Consider the following 18,073-nt stretch of genomic DNA (forward strand, 5'->3'; position numbering starts at 1 on the left):
GACGTGGAACGGTCGGCCCAGACAAGCCGGTGCATTCAGGCGAATCTTGGTGCGGTCGGTCGAGATCGCCACCAGAACGAAGATGGTCGCAAGATAAGGCAACATCGAGACGAACTGGGCCGGTATGCCGAGACCTAGCGTCTGCACATGGAACTGCAGGATGGTGATGCCGCCGAACAGATAGGCACCGAGCAATACCCGCAATGGCCGCCAAGTGGCGAAGACGACCAGGGCCAGCGCAATCCAACCGCGACCGGCCGTCATGTCCTCGGCCCACATCGGCGTATAGCTCAAGGACAGATAGGCCCCGCCCAGCCCGCTCATGGCGCCACCGAAGAGCGCCGCGCCATAGCGGATGGCGATGACCGGATAGCCGATCGCATGCGCGGCTTCGGCCGAATCCCCCACCGCCCGCAGCACGAGGCCGGCATGGGTATGGAACAGGAACCAGATCGTCCCGAAGAGAGCGATGAATGAAAGATAAACCAGCCCGTCCTGACCGAAGAGGATGCGCCCGACAAAGGGCAGATCCGTGAGACCCGGAATATAGAGACTGGGCAGGCGCTCGATCGGTTGCCCGACATAGGCCGCTCCCATCATGGCGGCAAGTCCGATGCCGAAGATGGTCAGTGCAAGTCCCGTCGCCACCTGGTTGGCCAGCAAGGTCAAGGTGAGAACGCTGAAGATGAGAGCCATCGAGGCGCCGCCAAGTGCGGCCGCGACGATCCCCAGCACGGCACTGCCGGTCGTCAGCGTCACCGCGAAACCGACAACGGCACCCACCAGCATCATGCCTTCGACGCCGAGATTGAGGACGCCGGATTTCTCGGTCACCAATTCGCCGGTTGCCGCGAGCAGCAGCGGCGTTGCCGCCGAGATGATCGACAGGATGACGGAAACGAGAACGGCGCTGTCCATCAGGCGGCCTCCTTCTTCGCGAGGCTGACGCACAGCCGATAGCGGATCAAGAGATCGCAGGCCAGCAGATAGAAAAGCAGGATGCCTTGATTGATCTTGGTGACGGCCGCGGGGAGGCCCAGCGCGATCTGCGCCTTTTCGCCACCGAGATAGGAAAGCGCCAGAACGAGACCACCGAACAGAACGCCGACCGGATGCAGGCGGCCGAGAAAGGCGACGATGATCGCCGTAAAGCCATAGCCGGTGGAGAGGGCCGGTGTCAGCTGGCCGATGGGACCGGCCACCTCGAACATGCCGGCGAGCCCGGCGAGGCCCCCACCCACCAGCATGGAAAGCCAGGTGAGAGCGCGTGTCGAGAAGCCGGCATAGGCAGCGGCGCGCGGTGCCTGCCCCACGACCTTCAGCTTGAATCCGAGCAAAGATTTCGACAGCAGGAACCAGCCGAGCGCCACGACGATGAGGGCGGCGACGACGCCCAGATGGATGCGCGTGCCCGGCACGAGATGCGGCGAGCTTGCTGCCGCCGTGAGCAGCCGGGTCTGTGGAAAGCCGTAACCGTCCGGATCCTTCCACGGCCCCACCACCAGATAAAGGAGGCCCAGGTTGGCGACGTATGTCAGCATCAGACTGGTGAGAATTTCGCTGGCATTGAAACGGGTCTTGAGGAGGGCCGGGATTGCGCCCCAGAACATGCCGCCGAGGATGCCTGCCGGGATCATCAGCAGCCAAACAGGAAAGCTCTCGACATCATAGAAGAAGAGTGCGACGCCGGTCGCGAAGATCGCCCCCATGATGTATTGCCCTTCGGCGCCGATGTTCCAGACATTGGCACGGAAGCCCAGCGACAGACCGACCGCGATCATGATGAGCGGCGCGGCCTTGATGAACAGTTCGGAAAAGCCGCGCTTGCCAAGAAGCGGGTCGAGCCACATTACGCGGAGCGCCTCAAACGGTTCCTTGCCGAGTGCTGCAAAGACGATTGCCGCCGTGACCAGTGTCAGCAGGATAGCCAGCAAGGGCGAGGCATAGGTCCAGACCCGTGATCGCTCGCCACGAGGGACGACGCTAATACGCATGCGTCACCTCGGCGCCGGGGGCCGCCGGAACGCCGCCCATGAGCGTGCCGATCTCTTCGATTGTCGCGGCAGCGGTCGGCAGGGCCGGCGACAGTCGCCCGCGGGCGATGATGGCAATGCGGTCGGCAATCTGCATGATCTCGTCCAAATCCTGGGAGATAATGACGATTGCCGCACCCGTGGTGGCAAGATCGAGAAGTGCCTGGTGGATCGCTGCGGCGGCACCGGCATCGACGCCCCAGGTCGGCTGTGCCACGACCAGGACGCTCGGCTCCTGCATGATTTCGCGCCCGACGATGAATTTCTGCAGATTGCCGCCGGACAGCGACCGCGCCTCGGCCTTTGGCCCCGTGGTGCGCACGTCGAAACGCTTGATCACCTCGCCGGCAAAGGCCGCGATGCGTTTCATGTCGACCATGCCGAGCTGCACCAGCCCGCGCCGGCCATAGCCCGAAAGCAGCGCGTTCTCGGCGAGCGTCATTTCGCGCACGGCACCGTGATCGTTGCGTTCCTCCGGCACGAAGCTACCGCCGCAGAGACGCCGCCCTTCCGGCCCCATGCGCCCGACAGGTGTGTCGTCGAGCAGGATCGTCTCCGGACTGTTGCAAAGCGACTCACCGGAAAGGGCCGACATCAACTCGTTCTGGCCGTTGCCGGCGATCCCGCCGATGCCGAGGATTTCGCCGGCGCGCACCTCGAAGCTGATATCGCGCAGGTCGACGCCGAACTGCTGCTCCGATTGAACCGAGAGGTTGCGCACAGAGAGGCGCGTTGCCGCCGCCTCGTCCAGCCGGCGATCGTGGATCGGGGCCCTCAAAGTGGTGCCGATCATCAATTCGGCCAGATGCTTGGCGCTTTCCTGCCGCGGATCGCATTCGGCAACGACGCGCCCCAAACGCATAATCGTCGCTCTCTCGCACAGAGCGCGGATTTCGTTGAGCTTGTGACTGATATAGAGGATGGCGCAACCCTCGCCGGCGAGGCGACGCAGGGTCGCAAAAAGCTTCTCCGCCTCCTGCGGCGTCAGCACCGAGGTCGGCTCGTCCATGATGAGAAGCTTGGGCCTCTGCAACAGGCAGCGCACGATTTCGATGCGCTGCCTTTCACCCACCGACAGATCATGAACAACACGCGTCGGATCGAGCGGCAGACCGTAGGATTCCGAAACCTCGGCGATGCGGGCAACGAGATCCTTGCGCAGCGCCTTGTCGTTGATGCCGAGCGCGATGTTCTCGGCAACCGTCAGCGCCTCGAACAATGAGAAATGCTGGAACACCATGCCGATGCCGAGGTCGCGCGCATGCGACGGGCTGGCGATCGACTGAGGCACGCCCTGCCACACGATACTGCCGGCATCCGGCTGCTGCACGCCGTAGACGATTTTGACCAGGGTGGACTTGCCGGCGCCGTTCTCGCCGAGCAGGGCATGAATCTCGCCGGGCATGACGGCAAGGTCGACCGCGTCATTGGCGCGGCAGCCGGGAAATTGTTTGACGATGCCGTTGAGCCTCAGCAACGGCTGCGCCGTCGGCCCCGCGACCGCCTCTCTTCCCGTCAGTGCCATCCCCGATCCTCCGCCCGATTCGCAAGGCCAAGGCCCGCCCGGGACTTTTGAAGCTGTGGCGATCTTATAGAAGATTGCCCGTCCATTTGCACCCCCGTAGGGTCTGGAACAGGGCCTCAGGGCGATGGCGGCTGGTCTTCAAAATGGCCGGGCACGAGCTTGCCGTCGATGACGGCGGGTGGGATATATTTCCCGCTGGGCGGCTCGCTGCCGGTCAGCCACGAAGCAACAAGCACCATCGCCACCAGGAAGACACCGGCGACGGCCAGCCACGAGACGGGCACATCATGCACCTCACGGCCGCGCCGCTCCTGAATTCTGAGATAGAGCCAATAGACCAACGCCGGCAGCAGCAGCGGAATGACGATTTCAAGGATCGCGCGCATCAGGCGACGGCCACGCTGTCCGGCCCGGCCAGCACCTCGGCCAGATTGTTGAGCATGCCGGCCGTAGCCCCCCAGATGTAATATTTGCCGTAGGGGTAGACATAGAAATAGCGCGTGTGCCCCTGCCAAACGCGGCTTTCCATGCGCCGGCTGTCCGGCGCCAGGAAGAAGGCGAGCGGCACTTCAAAAACCTCCGCCACTTCGAATGAATCTGGGTTGAGCGAAAAGCCCGGCCGCACAAGGCCAACGACCGGCGTCACTTCGAACCCGGTCCGCGTCACATAGATGTCGAGCTGGCCGATCGTGTCGATATGCGCGCGGTCCAGCCCGGTTTCCTCCTCCGTCTCGCGGAGGGCAGCGGCAATGGCATCGGCATCGCCGGCATCGACCCGACCGCCGGGAAAGCTGATCTGCCCGGCATGGTCGTGAAGGTGATCGGTCCGCTTGGTGAGAAGAACGGTCATCCCACCCGGCCGGTCGACCAGCGGCACCAGGACGGCTGCGGGAACAAGCTTCTTGCCCACCATGTCAGCGCGCATGTCGGGGTTGAGATCGTCATCGCCCCGTGGCTGAGGCGCCCCGCGGCGGCCGGGGACAAGATCGCGGAACCGCGACAAAACCAGATCACGTGCCATCACGCGGCCTCCGCCATGCCGAGGGGGAAATAGGCGCCACCGCTCCAGACGCCCAATTCCTCACCTTTCTCGCTCACGCGCGACTCGGCCAAATCGACGAGCTGGTAGAAGACGGGTCGCGCGATGAGCGCATCAAGGGCACCGCGCACCCTGACATAGGGGCTGGGCTCGCCCCCCGGCCGCTGCTCGACCCTGAGCGGATGGTCGGCATCCACCGTCACCCAATCCTCGACATTCGTGCGGAAGGCAAGATTCTGCGCGGATCCGGCACCCGTCACCTGCAACTCCACTGCCACAAAGGGGGCATCGTCGACCGTAATCCGACCACGCTCGACTGGCGTCACCAACCAGAAGGAACCGTCATTTTCTCGCCGCAATACCGTGGAGAATAGGCGCACCAAGGGTTTACGACCGATCGGCGAGCCGCGATAGAACCAGGTGCCGTCCCGGGCGATGCGAAAATCGAAATCCCCGCAGGAGGGCAGCTTGCTGAAATCGACGTTGGTCAAATCGTGGTTGGACATCGCCCTATACCTGGCGCTACGCTTCTGAAATCTAAAGAAAAGATAAGCTATTCCCAGACGAGTGCAAGGAGGCCGCCTTGGCCAGTATCGAATCCAGCCATTCCGCCCCGTCCGGCCCAATTCCGGGGGGCATTGCTGCCGAAGGCGGAGACCTCGGCGCCGATATCGAAAGTCTCAGCCGGCGCCTTGCCCAGGTCCGCACCAATATCGGCCAAATCATCTTCGGTCAGGAAGAAACGGTTGAACAAACGCTGGTCAGCCTGCTGGCCGGCGGCCATGTCCTTCTCGTCGGCGTGCCGGGCCTCGCCAAGACACGACTGGTTGATTGCCTCGGCAAGGTGCTGGGGCTCGATGCCAAGCGCGTCCAGTGCACGCCCGACCTGATGCCGGCCGACATCATCGGCTCCGAAGTGCTGGAAGAAAGCGACAACGGCAGACGCACGTTCCGCTTCATCAAGGGGCCAGTCTTCAGCCAATTGCTGATGGCCGACGAAATCAACCGCGCCAGCCCCCGCACCCAGTCGGCGCTGCTGCAGGCGATGCAGGAGCACAAGGTTTCGGTGGGCGGGCAAACCCACGCCTTGCCGCAACCCTTCCACGTGCTGGCGACACAGAACCCGCTTGAGCAGGAAGGTACCTATCCGCTGCCCGAGGCGCAGCTCGACCGCTTCCTGCTGCAAATCGACGTGCATTACCCGACCGTCGACGCTGAACGGCAGATGCTGATCGTCACCACGGGTGCGGCCGAGGCGGAACCCGCCGCCGTCCTGAGTGCCGCTGAACTGATGGCCGCCCAACGCCTGGTACGGCGCGTACCCGTGGGCGACAAGGTGGTCGAGGCGATTCTGCGCCTGGTCCGCGCCGGCCGGCCGGAGACAAGCGAGATCGACGCCGTGCGCTCGAGCCTTGCCTGGGGTCCGGGGCCGCGTGCCGGCCAAGCCCTGATGCTGGCAAGTCGCGCCCGCGCCCTGATGCAGGGTCGGTTCAGCCCGTCGATCGACGACGTGGCCGCCCTCGCCCATCCCGTGCTGCGCCATCGCATCGCGCTCAATTACAGCGCGCGTGCCGAGGGCGCCACCTTGACCAGCATTATCGACCGCCTCATCGGACAATTGGACTGAGCGTCAGCGCGTGGCCATCGGCAGTACCACCCCACCGACCGAGGCGCAAATCGCCCGCGACCGCCAGAAGGCGGAAGCGGCGGCGGTTGCGGAACGCCTGCCGCCGCTGCTGCTCGCAGCCGAGCGCATCGCCGCCACGGTCGAGCAAGGTGTCCACGGCCGGCGGCGCACGGGTCCGGGCGAAGTGTTCTGGCAATACCGGCCCTATTATCCCGGCGACGAGCTTAAACGCCTGGATTGGCGCGCATCGGCCAAGACCGACAGGCTTTATCTGCGCCAGCTCGAATGGTCGGCGTCGCAAAGCGTCTATCTGTGGTGTGACCTTTCGCCATCCATGACCTATGCCAGTCAGCGCGATCTCGCGACCAAGGCATCGCGCGCGCAGGTCCTGGCCCTTGCCTTGGCAAGCGTCCTGTCGCGCGCCGGCGAACGCGTCGGCCTTCTCGGCAATCCGGAGCCGCCGAGCGCCGGTCGCTTCGTGACCGAACGATTGGCGGAAAGGCTTTACATAAATGCGCGCAACCCGGCGCTGGCACCCAGCCTGCCGCCGGCGGCCGATCTTCCCGCCCATTCCCATGCCCTTCTCGTCAGCGACTTCCTGTCGCCGATCGAGGATTGGCAGGACGTCATCGCCCGCTTTGCCGGGCGCAATGTGCATGGCCATCTGCTGCAGGTGCTCGATCCAGCCGAACAATCCATGCCCTTCACTGGTCGCGTCCGCTTCCTGGGACTTGAACGGGAAGGCGACGTGCTGATGAGTCGCGCCGAATCGATCCGCACCCAATATCTGGACCGGCTCGCGGCACATCAAGATGCCTTGCGCGATCTCGCCCGCCATGCCGGCTGGAGCATGACCGTCCATGTAACCGATGCACCACCGGCGGCCGCGGTTCTGGCACTCTATCAATGGCTCGCGGCGGATCGCAGGTTGCGACGATGAATATCGGCAATCTCTCGATCCTCACCCCCGCGCTGCTGCTGGCATTCCTCGCCCTCCCCATCCTGTGGTGGTTGCTGCGCATCACCCCACCCAGTCCCAAACGCATCCATTTCCCGGCGATCCGCCTGCTCTTCGGCCTGATCCCGCGCGAGGAAACACCGCACCGGACGCCCTGGTGGCTCATCCTGCTGCGTATCGTGATCGCCGCCCTCGTCATCGCCGCACTCTCGCACCCGGTCTGGAATGCCGGCCAGGGGCTGGCGCGCAAAGGGCCATTGCTCCTCGTCATCGACAATGGGTGGCCGTCCGCCGCGCATTGGCGCCAAACCAACGGCATGGCGGAGAGCCTCATCGACCAGGCTGCCCGCGAAGGGCGCAATGTCTTCGTCGTACCGACGGCACCGGCCTTGGGGCAGATCGGTTTGATGCCTCCCAATAGTCTGGCACCGGCCCAAGCAAAGACCTTCGTCGCCAATCTCACGCCGATGCCCTGGCCGGCACGGCGTGATCTCGTCAAATCCATGCTCGACGGCCTCACTTTGCCGACAGAGCTGAATACCGTTTGGCTCAGCGATGGTGTGGCCGGCGATGCCAAGATCGATGCGGCGCTGGCCGATAGCCTGCAAAAACGCGGCGGCTTGCGCGTGGCGGGTCCTCGGGATCTCCCCACCATCCTGCGTCCGGCGAAGATCGATGCTGCGGGCCTCAAGACCAAGGTCGAGCGCCCGATGACCGGCGCTGCCCAGGCCATCGACCTGCGCGTGCTCGATCGCGATGGCCGCGCCATCAGCTTGGGCAAGGCGCAGTTTGCCGCTAGCCAGAACCTGGTCGAGGCATCGATCCCGTTGCCGCTGGAACTGCGCAGCCGCGTCAGCGCGGTATCGCTGCAGCCGGCGGCCGGCGCCGAAAGCGGCGATGCCGGCGGCATCGTCCTTCTCGACGACATGGCTGGTGCCAAGCCGATCGGCGTCATCACCGACAATGCCGCCGCTGCACGCCAGCCCTTGCTGGGCGAGCTGTATTACGTCGAGCGCGCGCTGCAGCCCGTCAACGAACTGCGCGTCGGCACGGTGACGACCCTGGTCAAGCAGCCTTTGTCGGTGATGATCCTGCCCGACGGCAGCAAGATCAGCGATGGCGAGCGCGCGGCCCTCGCCGGTTGGGTCGAGGATGGCGGCATGCTGATCCGCTTTGCCGGCGATCGCCTCGCCCTCAATGTCGATGACGATCTGCTGCCCGTGCGCCTGCGCCAGGGCGACCGCGTGCTGGGCGGCGCGCTCTCTTGGTCGGAACCGGCGCGCCTTGCGCCCTTCCCCGCCGCATCGCCCTTTGTCGGTCTGGACATCCCCAAGGACGTGACCGTTGCCCGGCAGGTGCTGGCACAGCCAGACATCGACCTCGGCAACAAGACCTGGGCGCGCCTCAGCGATGGAACGCCCTTGGTGACCGGCGCCAAGCGCGGCGAAGGCTATGTCGTGCTGTTCCATGTCAGCGCCAATACGACCTGGTCGAACCTCGCCATCTCCGGTCTCTATGTCGACATGCTGAATCGCCTGCTGATGCTGGCCTCGGGCATTTCCAGCGTGGCGCAGGACAAGAAGACACCGCTGCCGCCCAGCCAGATCCTCGACGGTTTCGGCCGTCTCGGTCCAGCACCGAGCAGCCTCACACCGCTCGCGCCCGAGGATCTCAGAAAGCAGGTCACCGGACCGCAGCACCCGGCCGGCTTCTACGGCCCCAGCGACGGCCGCCGCGCACTCAATCTCAGCGCCAATCTGGCGGCGGTTGCACCCATCGATCTGAAGCTGGAACCGCTGACCCCCGCGTCGGCGATCGATTGGAAGCCCTGGCTGCTGCTGTTCGCGACGTTGCTGCTGGCAGCCGACATGTTGATCGGCCTTGCCATGCGCGGCTTGCTCGGACATCGCCGCAACGTGGCGACAGGGGCCGCCGCATTGCTCGTCGTCGCGCTGGCTGGCGGCCTGCTGCCCAGCCCGGCCCGTGCGCAGGAAGGCGACAACCCACCCACGCTCGTCCAGCCGATGAGCGATGACGAGATCATCACAGCGGCCGACACCACGCACCTCGCCTATGTCCGTACCGGCATACCGAGTGTCGACGCAACCAGCCGCGCCGGGCTCTACGGCCTCACCACCCGGCTGTTGGAACGGACGTCGGCGGATATGGGCGATCCCGTCGGCGTCGACCTCGATGTCGACACGCTCGATTTCTATCCGGTTCTGTATTGGCCGGTCGCCGGATCGAGCGGCACCCTGAGCGACCGCGCCGTCACCGAAATCAACCGTTATATTGCCGGCGGTGGCATGATCCTTTTCGATACAGCCGACCAGAATGTTGTCGGCATCACCGGTGGCTTAGGCCCAGGGGCCATGCGGCTGCAGGAACTGACCGGCGGTCTCGAAATTCCCCCCTTGGCACCGGTCGGGGCCGATCATGTGCTGACTCGTTCCTTCTACCTCCTCAAGGATTTTCCGGGCCGCTGGCTCGGCGGCACGCTCTGGATCGACAATTCCGAAAGCCGCCTCAATGACGGCGTCGCCTCGGTCCTGGTCGGCAGCAACGATTATGCCGCCGCCTGGGCCATCGACAATTACGGCCAGCCGATGTTCCCGGTGACGCCGGGCGGCGAGAAACAGCGCGAGATGTCGTACCGGTTCGGCATCAACCTCGTCATGTATGCCCTGACCGGCAAGTACAAAGAGGATCAGGTCCACGTCCCCGCCATTCTGGAAAGGCTCGGGCAATAATGGATCTTTGGAACGGCCTTTCGATCGTCTTCAACCCGCTGCTGCCCAAAGCAGCACTCCTCGGGCTGCTTGCTCTTTTCGTCCTGCTCTTCGCCTTGTCGCTGTGGCGCCGCGCGCGTGGTGCCGTTCTGCGTCTGCTGGCGGGCCTAAGCCTGCTCGCCGCCCTGTCGGATCCCAGCATGGTGCAGGAGAAACGCACCTATCAGAAGGATATCGCGATCATCCTCATCGACCGCTCGCCGTCGCAATCGATCGGCGATCGCGACGCCGTCACGGCACGCGCGGCCGCCACTCTCAACCAAGCGCTCGGCAAGCTCGACGACATCGACATCAAGGTGATCGATGCCGGCGCCGGGCCTGATACAGCCGAGAAGGGCACGCAGCTTTTCGACGCGCTCCGCCGCGGCCTGGCCGACCTGCCGCTTGCCCGCATTGCCGGTATCGTCGTGGTCAGCGATGGCCAGATTCACGATGCACCCAAGGCACTTGCAGATCTTGGCATCGATGCACCGATCCATTTGCTGCTCAGCGACGATCCCGCGAAGGGTGACCGGCGCATCGAACTTGTTGAGGCGCCCAGCTTCGGCCTGGTCGGCAAGCCGGTCGAAGTGAAGCTGCGCGTCGACGATCTTGGTGGCAATCCGGGGGCCCCGGCCACGGTGCACATCAAGCGCGACGGTGTGCCGCTCGATCCCGTTCCCGTCGTCACGGGGCGCGAGGCGACCTTGTCGCTCGATCTAGAGCATGGCGGTCAGACGGTGTTTGAGATCGAAACCGATGACGGCCCGCAGGAGCTGACCCGCATCAACAACCGCGCCGTGATCTCGGTCAACGGCGTTCGTGACGAACTCAAGGTGTTGCTCATTTCCGGCGAGCCTTATCCGGGTGAACGTAGCTGGCGCAATCTCCTCAAATCGGACCCGTCAGTCAGCCTCATCCACTTCACCATCCTGCGGCCGCCGAACAAGCAGGATGCGACGCCGATCAACGAATTGGCGCTCATAGCCTTTCCCTATGACGAATTGTTCGACGTGAAGCTGCGCGAGTTCGATCTGATCATCTTCGATCGGTTCGAGCATCTCGGCATCCTGCCCGACGAATATTTCCAGCACATCGCCGACTATGTTGCCGGCGGCGGCGCCGTGCTGGAATCCGCCGGTCCGACGGCCGTCGGTCAGTTCAGCCTTTATCGCACGCCGCTCTCGCCCATCTTCGCCGCCCAGCCCACGGGCGAAATCATCAACCAGGGTTTCAAGCCTGTGCTGAGCGATACCGGCAAGCGGCATCCGGTGACAGCCGACCTACTCAGCGATCCCAACGCAGCCCCCAATTGGGGCCGCTGGTTCCGACAGATCGCCGCGACCAATGCGGCGGGCGAGGTGTTGATGAACGGTGCCGGTGAGATGCCGCTCCTCGTCCTCAACCGCGTCGGCAAGGGCCGCGTGGCGCAGATATTCTCCGATCATCTGTGGCTATGGTCCAAGGGCTTCGAGGGTGGCGGTCCGCAGGCCGAACTGGTGCGTCGCACGGCGCACTGGCTGATGCAGGAACCGGATCTCGAGGAAGAAGATCTCCGCGCCGTGGCGATCGACGGCAAACTGGAAATCGAGCGACGCAGCCTCAGTTCACAGGACAATGTCAGCGTCACAGTAACCCGGCCCGACGATCGGACCGAGACTGTGACCCTGAAGGACATCGGCCGCGGCCGCGCCACGGCAACCTTGCCGGCGGCCGACCAGGGTCTCTACCGTGTCAATGACGGCACACGCGACGCCTTCGCCGCCCTGGGCGAGGTCAATTCAAAGGAATTCAGCGACCCCCGCGCCAGCCCCTTGGCGCTTCAGAGCCTGATCGACGAATCCGGCGGCGGCGTGACCGTTCTGCCCGACGATGGCGTTCCCGAATTGCGGCGCGTCGGCAAGAAGGGCGATCGCGCCGGCAGCAATTGGCTGGGCTTCACCCGCAACGAGGATTACGTCGTGACCGGGATCACCCAGGCGCCGCTCCTGCCCGCCTGGGCGGCCCTTGCCTTGTCCATCGGCCTTGTCCTTGCCGCGTGGCGTCGCGAGGGGCGTTAGCCGATCTCCGCCGCACGAGCAATCTCACCGCGCCAAAGATAGATCGCGGCCAAGGGTGCGTCGCCGCTCTCGGTCGCATGGCCGCACATGGGTGGGTGGTGGATGACATCGCCGGCAACACGCGCCTGCCAACCCTCACCGTCCTTCCACCATCGCCCAGGACCGAGCGGCAGATAGATTTCCTCGGCCGGGTGATGATGCTGCGGATAGAGCGTGCGCGGCCCAAGGAGCAGCAGGCCCAGGCGCAAGTGCGGTGTACAATAGGGCGCCTCCGGTCCGGCACATTCGAGATAGCCGTAATTGTCGAGGAAGCCCGTGCTGGGCGGGGCTGCCCGATAGTTGGGATTCTGGCGCCAAGCGGTGCCGAGATCTTGCCCGATTTCGGCGATCCATCGGCCCAGCTCATCGCCGGCACCTGCCGCCGGCCAATGGCGCTGCACCGGCAATGGTCGACCGGTCTCGGCCGTCGTTCGGGGTGAGAGCTGGCCGAGGGCGACCAGATCCGCCCCAAATCCCACACGCCCACCCAGCCCTTGGTTTTCCAGGCGTCGCTTGATCCCGTCCAGCAGATCAATCCAGGCGCTCGCCATTTTCCGCTCCAGGTCCGTTCTGTGAAGCCGGTCACAAACCGGCAGGCGCCTTCCGGCCACTCACTGACAAGTCGTTCGCGCTGCCGAGACCCCCGGCACTAAAGGCTGGGGGCGGCGGCAAATCAAGGGAAGTGAGTTATGGCCGCGGCAATCGATTTCATGTCCGATCCCCGCATCTCGCGGGCCAGCGCCAGTGCCGGGCTCAATGCCACGCTGTCGGCGTTGCCGCCGGCCGCAAAGCCTAGCGCCATCCTGCGCTTCGCCGATTTCTTCATCGACGGATGCGATGTCCGCCTATTCCAGGGGATCGACTGCCACACCCAGGCAGCCCTTCCCGACGGGTCGCTGATCGACCTTGGCGGCGTCTTCCACGGCCGCAAGCACCTCGCCGAATTCGGCTTCGAGAGTGCGTCCTAGATAGCTCCATCCCTTAGATATCTTCACCGCGCGGTTCCTCCCCACCTTCGATGTCGATCGGCACGCCGGGCTCGTTCTTGGCAGTGCGGATGGCGAGGGCGGATTTCACGTGGCTCACATTGGGCGCCGCCGTGAGGCAGGTGGTGAGGAAGCGCTGATACGAGTCCCAATCATGGGCGACGATCTTGAGGAGAAAATCCGTCTCGCCGGCCAGCATGTGGCATTCGCGCACCTGCGGCCAGGTGAGGACCCGCGCCTCGAAGGCCTTGAGGTCCGCCTCGGCCTGGCTTGAGAGGCCGACCTGGGCGAAGACGGTCACGCCAAAGCCCAGCGCCTCGGCATTGACGTCGGCATGGTAGCCCTTCAGGAAGCCGGCCTTTTCCAGCGCGCGCACCCGGCGCAGGCAGGGTGGCGCCGAAATACCGGCGCGTTTGGCCAAGTCCACGTTGGTCATACGCCCGTCTGCCTGCAGATCGGCCAGGATTTTCAGGTCGATCTTGTCGAGCTTTGCGCGGCGCATGAAACGATCCCCTTCGAATCGACGTAGATCGCGCAATTATATTGCAGGTCATTTTATTTCGCTAGTGCAGCGTGCAAGAGCCTAAATCACCCCCAGCCGAGCCCACAGCCGGGCGATATCCGCTTCCGGCACATGCAGGCCGAACCTCGCCCGTGACGTCTCGGCCAGATCCTGCCGGCCCGCTAGCAGGCTGACATCCTCGCTGCGATCAAGGGCCCGCCCGTCGCCATCCGCTCTTGGGGGATCTGGCGCCCCTCGGCAAAGGGTCGTGCGACGATCATCTGCTGGGTGAAGGACGAACCCGGATGGGTCGAAACGTACCAATTGGCCAGACCGAAATCCGCTGGATCGATCGTTCCGATGTTCGGCGCGCTGCGTCAATGCCGCGGCGCAAAGAAAATGCCCGGTGGTTCTTTGCAAGGAACCACCGGGCCAGGGGTATTCTGTCAGTATCACCCGCCAGGGCAGGCGCTTAGTTGCCGGTTTTCACCCGCATCCACTCCCGCGTGAGGGCACGCAGACCCGCCGCATCCCGCGGGATGGTCGAATACAGATTCTTGCGGGCTTCCTCGCTGGGGAAAAGCGCGCTCAGGCCACGCAATTCCGGCTTCACCAACTCCCATGACTTCACATTGGCGCTGGCATAACCGATTTCGTTGGTGGTCGCCGCAATCACGTCCGGCCGCAGCATGTAATTGAGAAACTTCATCGCATTCTGCGGATGCGGCGCGTCCTTCGGGATCGCCATACCGTCGAAGCCGATATTGGCCCCTTCCTTCGGCACCACATAATCAAGCTTGACCGGCGAGCCGGCCTCCTTGATCGCGTTAAGCGATTGCACGGTAGATCCGGACCAGTTGGTGGTGAGGCAGGCTTCCCCGGTCGCCAGCATATTGACGAGGCCGGAATTCTCGAACTGCTTCACCAGCGGGCGAATCTTCAACAGCATGTCGGCGGCGGCCTTCAGATCCGCCTCGTCATTGCTGTTGGGGTCCTTGCCGATATAGCGCAGCGCCAGGCCCATGACATCGACCGGTGAGTCGAGCAGCATGATGCCGCAATCCTTGAACTTCGCGGCGACTTCCGGCTTGAAGATCAAGTCGAGGCTGTCGATCGGCGCATCCGGCATGCGTTCCTTGATCTTGTTGACGTCGAAAGCCAAGCCGTTCGTCCACCACATATAGGGGACGACAAACTGGTTGCCGGGATCGACCTCGGCATAGAGCTTTACGATCGACGGATCGAGATTGCCGTAATTGGTGAGTTGTGCCTTATCCAGCGGGTAATAGAGACCCGCCTTGATGTGATGGTAGGCCAGCGTATTGTCTGGAAAGACGATGTCGTAGCCGCTGCCACCGGTCAGCAGCTTGCTGTCCAGCGTCTCATAGCTGTCGAAGATGCTCAGCACCACCTTGATGCCGGTTTCTTTTTCGAAATTGGCGAGTGCGTCCTTGCCGATGTAATCGGCCCAGTTATAGACGTAGAGTACCGGTTCTTCATCGGCGTGCGCCGCACCTGTCACTCCCACCGACAACGCGGCGGCAAGTGCCGCCCCGGTCAGTGACTTGATGATCTTCTTCATTCCCATACCCTCCCTGTTGGCCATGTACGGCTCTTGTGATCCTAAAAATCAATGTGAGGTAAGACCGCCGTCTATATTGATCGCCTGCCCCGTGACACTGGGTGCCAGCGTGAGATAGACCGCGAGATCGCCGATCTCTGCCGGCGTCTGCGGGCGACCCTGCGGCACAAAGGCCAGGACTTGGCGCTGCCACGATTGCTCGCGCGTCTCGCCGCTCGCCTTGTATTCGTCCGCAAGGATGTCCCACATCGCCGTCCGCACGATTCCTGGGCAGATGGCGTTCGCCGTGATGTTTTGCTGTGCCACTTCCTTGGCGAGCGAATTCGTGAAGCCGATGACGGCATATTTCGATGCGCTGTAGTGGGCGAGGCCCTGATAACCATCTTTCCCGGAGACCGACGCGATATTGATGATGCGCCCGAAGCCGCGTCGGCGCAGCGCCGGGACAGCCGCCTTGCAGCCTAGGAATACGCCCTTGGCATTGACGTTCATGACGCGATCCCATTCGGTTTCCGCAAGATCCGCGACCTCACAGACGCTGACGATGCCGGCGCAATGCACGGCGATATCGATGCCGCCAAAGGCCGCTTCCGTCCGCGCTACGAGCGCCTCGGTATCCGCCGCCTTGGTGACGTCGACCCGCATCGCTTCGGCCCTGCCACCCTTGCCGCGGATGTCGGCTGCGCATGCCTCCGCCGCCGCGAGGTCGATATCGCCGACCAATACCGCAGCACCTTCCGCAGCCAATGCCAGCGCAATACCCTGGCCGATGCCCTGGCCGCCGCCGGTGACGTAGGCGGCACGACCCGCCAAGCGAGCGCTCATTTGGCGTCTCCCATTTGTGCAGAGAGAATTGCATTCACCGCTTCCGCCGCCTCAAGATGCGGCATATGTCCGATGTCGCTGAGATAGTGCATGGCGACACCGGCGATATCCTTGGCCGGCGGCGGTATGACCGCATCTCTTTCGCCCCAGATCACGGCCACCGGAATCTCTGCTGCCAAAGTGGCAATATCGATACGCGCCATCGTGCCCGTGAAATTCGTAGCAGCAATAGCCGACAGTGCTGCCTCGGCGCCGTCGAGACGTTTGGCGCGCGCAACGCCCTCGACCATGTCGCGGCTCATGCGCGATGGATCGGCAAATAGGCGTGCCAGCACCTTCTGAAGGTCGCGCGTCTTGCGCGCTGCGATGAAGTCCGGCGCATAGCTCGGCTCGATCGGCACACCGACGGCATAGGGCGCGATCAACGACAGAGTGGCAATCCGCTGTGGCGCCGCGGATGCCAGCGCCAGTGCAACGGCGGCACCCAGCGAATGGCCGATAAGATGAAAACGCTCCAGGCCCAGCGCATCGATGCCGGACGTCACCAAAGCAGCCAGATCGCCGAGATCACCGCGCGTCAGCTCTTTGGTGCTTTCGCCGTGGCCCGGCAGATCGATCGCAAAGGCCGCGCGGTCTGCCGCCAAAATCGGATGATTGAGCTGCCAATTGTCGAGATCGCCGCCGAAGCCATGCAGCAGTACGGCGGGCACACCACCGTCGCCCAGCTTGAAATAGCGCAGGGCGGCGCCCCCGCCAATATCGACCATCTGCGGCTGTGGCCGGACGGGCACGACATCCGCAGCGCCGGCAATGGCCGCTTCGGCAATGAAGGCGTCAATCGCTGCATCATCGGTCGCGGCTGGCGCGATGACGGCAATAAGCGCGCCGCAATTGCGCGTTTCTCCCTCGCCGATGACATGACGTCGCAAGATTCCGGCTTCCTGTGCTTCCAGCACATTGGTGATCTTGGTGGTCTCGATTTCGGCAATCTCGGTGCCGATGGCGATTTTCGATCCTTCCGGCACCAGCCATTTGACCAGCGTGCCTTCCTCCATGGAAAGGCCCCAGGTGGGCATAGTGACGGGGGTGATCTGCGACATGGTGAATTCCTTAAGCAACAGCACGCGCCAGCGTGGCGCGCACGGCCTGTTCTACGCGGCCCGCATCCGGGATATAGAGCGCCTCGAGATTTGCGGCGAAGGGTACCGGCGTATGCGGCGCGGTCACCCGCTGAACCGGCGCCTTCAGATCGGCAAACCCCTTCTCGGCAACGATCGCAGCGATTTCGCTGGCGATGCTGCAGCGGGGATTGGCTTCGTCGACCACGACCAGGTGCCCGGTTTCGGCAACACTGTCGAGGATCGTGTCCTCATCGAGCGGCGAGGTGGTGCGCGGATCGATCACGGTCGCCTGGATGCCGGCGGATGCCATATGGTGCGCAGCTTCGAGCGCCACCTGCACCATGCGCGCGATGGCAACGATGGTCACGTCGCCACCTTCACGCAGGATCGCTGCCTCACCGAAGGGAATGGTATAGGCCGCATCAGGGACATCACCTTCGAGATCGTAGAGTTTCGTATGCTCCAAGAAGATGACGGGGTCGTCGTCGCGGATCGCTTCGATCAGCAGGCCCTTGGCATCGTACGGCGTCGACGGAATGACGACCTTGAGACCCGGAATATGTGTGAAGAAGGAATAGAGGCATTGCGAATGCTGGGCGCCGGCGTTGAAGCCCGCCCCGAACATGGCGCGGATCACCAGCGGTGTCTTCGCCTTGCCGCCGAACATATAGCGGAACTTGGCGGCCTGGTTGAATATCTGGTCGAAGCAGACACCAATGAAATCTACAAACATCAATTCGGCGACCGGGCGCAAGCCGGTGACGGCCGCACCCGCCGCCATGCCCATGATGGCGCTCTCGGTGATCGGCGTATCAATCACGCGGCCGCGGCCGAAGGCACCCACTAGTCCCTTGGTGACCCCCATGATACCACCATAGGCGTCATCAATGCCGGTGCCGCCGGCGCCGCCCGCCACATCTTCACCCATGACGACGATGCGCGGATCGCGTCGCATTTCGGCGTGGAGCGCTTCATTGATCGCCTGTCGGTAGGATTTGCGCGGCATGG

General features: G+C 63.8%; 18 protein-coding genes. 5 read left to right on the forward strand and 13 right to left on the reverse strand.

Annotated features, from left to right (window positions below):
* The 6 genes from ACE3PP_RS09850 to ACE3PP_RS09875 all read right to left on the reverse strand — a co-directional run.
* The coding region (locus ACE3PP_RS09850) for an ABC transporter permease (RefSeq protein ID WP_374381263.1) at positions 1–918 on the reverse strand (918 nt) is incomplete at its 3' end.
* On the reverse strand, positions 918–1,994 hold the full coding sequence (locus ACE3PP_RS09855; protein ID WP_374381266.1) for an ABC transporter permease: 1,077 nt from the start codon (positions 1,992–1,994) through the stop codon (positions 918–920). The genes ACE3PP_RS09850 and ACE3PP_RS09855, both read right to left, overlap by 1 nt.
* Positions 1,984–3,558: an ABC transporter ATP-binding protein gene (locus ACE3PP_RS09860; protein WP_374381269.1), complete on the reverse strand. Its 1,575-nt coding sequence runs from the start codon at positions 3,556–3,558 to the stop codon at positions 1,984–1,986. Before ACE3PP_RS09860 ends, ACE3PP_RS09855 begins: the two co-directional genes overlap by 11 nt.
* Before the next feature lie 116 nt (positions 3,559–3,674).
* The gene (locus tag ACE3PP_RS09865) at positions 3,675–3,944 is read right to left on the reverse strand and encodes a DUF6111 family protein (protein ID WP_374381272.1); all 270 of its coding nucleotides are present in this window, start codon (positions 3,942–3,944) and stop codon (positions 3,675–3,677) included.
* Positions 3,944–4,579 carry a CoA pyrophosphatase gene (locus tag ACE3PP_RS09870; RefSeq protein ID WP_374381274.1) on the reverse strand — a complete coding sequence of 212 codons (636 nt, stop codon included), beginning with the start codon at positions 4,577–4,579 and terminating at the stop codon, positions 3,944–3,946. Before ACE3PP_RS09870 ends, ACE3PP_RS09865 begins: the two co-directional genes overlap by 1 nt.
* On the reverse strand, positions 4,579–5,103 hold the full coding sequence (locus ACE3PP_RS09875) for a DUF1285 domain-containing protein (RefSeq protein WP_374381277.1): 525 nt from the start codon (positions 5,101–5,103) through the stop codon (positions 4,579–4,581). Before ACE3PP_RS09875 ends, ACE3PP_RS09870 begins: the two co-directional genes overlap by 1 nt.
* A gap of 119 nt (positions 5,104–5,222) precedes the next feature.
* On the opposite strand from ACE3PP_RS09875, the gene ACE3PP_RS09880 reads away from it, so the two are divergent.
* Genes ACE3PP_RS09880 through ACE3PP_RS09895 form a run of 4 tightly spaced genes read left to right on the forward strand, consistent with a single transcriptional unit; the run spans position 5,223 to position 12,010 of the window.
* Positions 5,223–6,224, forward strand: a complete 1,002-nt coding sequence (locus ACE3PP_RS09880) for an AAA family ATPase (protein WP_374381381.1) — start codon at positions 5,223–5,225, stop codon at positions 6,222–6,224.
* Between the two features lie 10 nt (positions 6,225–6,234).
* Positions 6,235–7,164, forward strand: coding sequence for a DUF58 domain-containing protein (locus ACE3PP_RS09885; RefSeq protein ID WP_374381279.1), 930 nt, complete (start codon positions 6,235–6,237; stop codon positions 7,162–7,164).
* Positions 7,161–9,932, forward strand: a complete 2,772-nt coding sequence (locus tag ACE3PP_RS09890) for a DUF4159 domain-containing protein (RefSeq protein WP_374381282.1) — start codon at positions 7,161–7,163, stop codon at positions 9,930–9,932. Before ACE3PP_RS09885 ends, ACE3PP_RS09890 begins: the two co-directional genes overlap by 4 nt.
* Positions 9,932–12,010 (forward strand): hypothetical protein, encoded by a 2,079-nt coding sequence (locus tag ACE3PP_RS09895; RefSeq protein WP_374381284.1) that lies wholly within the window; start codon positions 9,932–9,934, stop codon positions 12,008–12,010. The genes ACE3PP_RS09890 and ACE3PP_RS09895 overlap by 1 nt, the downstream gene beginning before the upstream one ends.
* Here the strand turns inward: ACE3PP_RS09895 and ACE3PP_RS09900 are convergent.
* Positions 12,007–12,600: a dimethylsulfonioproprionate lyase family protein gene (locus tag ACE3PP_RS09900; protein WP_374381287.1), complete on the reverse strand. Its 594-nt coding sequence runs from the start codon at positions 12,598–12,600 to the stop codon at positions 12,007–12,009. The two genes, ACE3PP_RS09895 and ACE3PP_RS09900, sit on opposite strands and share 4 nt — an antisense overlap.
* Positions 12,601–12,738: 138 nt before the next feature.
* Between ACE3PP_RS09900 and ACE3PP_RS09905 the strand changes: the two genes are divergently transcribed.
* Entirely contained in the window at positions 12,739–13,017 is a 279-nt protein-coding gene (locus tag ACE3PP_RS09905) for a hypothetical protein (RefSeq protein WP_374381290.1), read from the forward strand.
* A 13-nt stretch (positions 13,018–13,030) separates the two neighbouring features.
* Here the strand turns inward: ACE3PP_RS09905 and ACE3PP_RS09910 are convergent, their stop codons facing one another.
* The 6 genes from ACE3PP_RS09910 to ACE3PP_RS09935 all read right to left on the reverse strand — a co-directional run bounded on the left by ACE3PP_RS09910 (position 13,031) and on the right by ACE3PP_RS09935 (position 18,071).
* Positions 13,031–13,537 carry an Lrp/AsnC family transcriptional regulator gene (locus ACE3PP_RS09910; RefSeq protein ID WP_374381293.1) on the reverse strand — a complete coding sequence of 169 codons (507 nt, stop codon included), beginning with the start codon at positions 13,535–13,537 and terminating at the stop codon, positions 13,031–13,033.
* A gap of 182 nt (positions 13,538–13,719) precedes the next feature.
* Complete coding sequence (locus tag ACE3PP_RS09915) at positions 13,720–13,899, reverse strand: arylamine N-acetyltransferase (protein WP_374381384.1); 180 nt, start codon at positions 13,897–13,899, stop codon at positions 13,720–13,722.
* A gap of 110 nt (positions 13,900–14,009) precedes the next feature.
* Positions 14,010–15,119, reverse strand: a complete 1,110-nt coding sequence (locus ACE3PP_RS09920; RefSeq protein WP_374381295.1) for an extracellular solute-binding protein — start codon at positions 15,117–15,119, stop codon at positions 14,010–14,012.
* 48 nt (positions 15,120–15,167) lie between these two features.
* Positions 15,168–15,944: an SDR family NAD(P)-dependent oxidoreductase gene (locus ACE3PP_RS09925; RefSeq protein WP_374381298.1), complete on the reverse strand. Its 777-nt coding sequence runs from the start codon at positions 15,942–15,944 to the stop codon at positions 15,168–15,170.
* Positions 15,941–17,044 carry an acetoin dehydrogenase dihydrolipoyllysine-residue acetyltransferase subunit gene (locus tag ACE3PP_RS09930; RefSeq protein ID WP_374381301.1) on the reverse strand — a complete coding sequence of 368 codons (1,104 nt, stop codon included), beginning with the start codon at positions 17,042–17,044 and terminating at the stop codon, positions 15,941–15,943. Before ACE3PP_RS09930 ends, ACE3PP_RS09925 begins: the two co-directional genes overlap by 4 nt.
* 10 nt (positions 17,045–17,054) lie before the next feature.
* Positions 17,055–18,071 carry an alpha-ketoacid dehydrogenase subunit beta gene (locus ACE3PP_RS09935; RefSeq protein WP_374381304.1) on the reverse strand — a complete coding sequence of 339 codons (1,017 nt, stop codon included), beginning with the start codon at positions 18,069–18,071 and terminating at the stop codon, positions 17,055–17,057.
* Positions 18,072–18,073 lie beyond the last annotated feature (2 nt).

The organism is Dongia sp. (genome assembly GCF_041910485.1).
Lineage (GTDB): Bacteria > Pseudomonadota > Alphaproteobacteria > Dongiales > Dongiaceae > Dongia.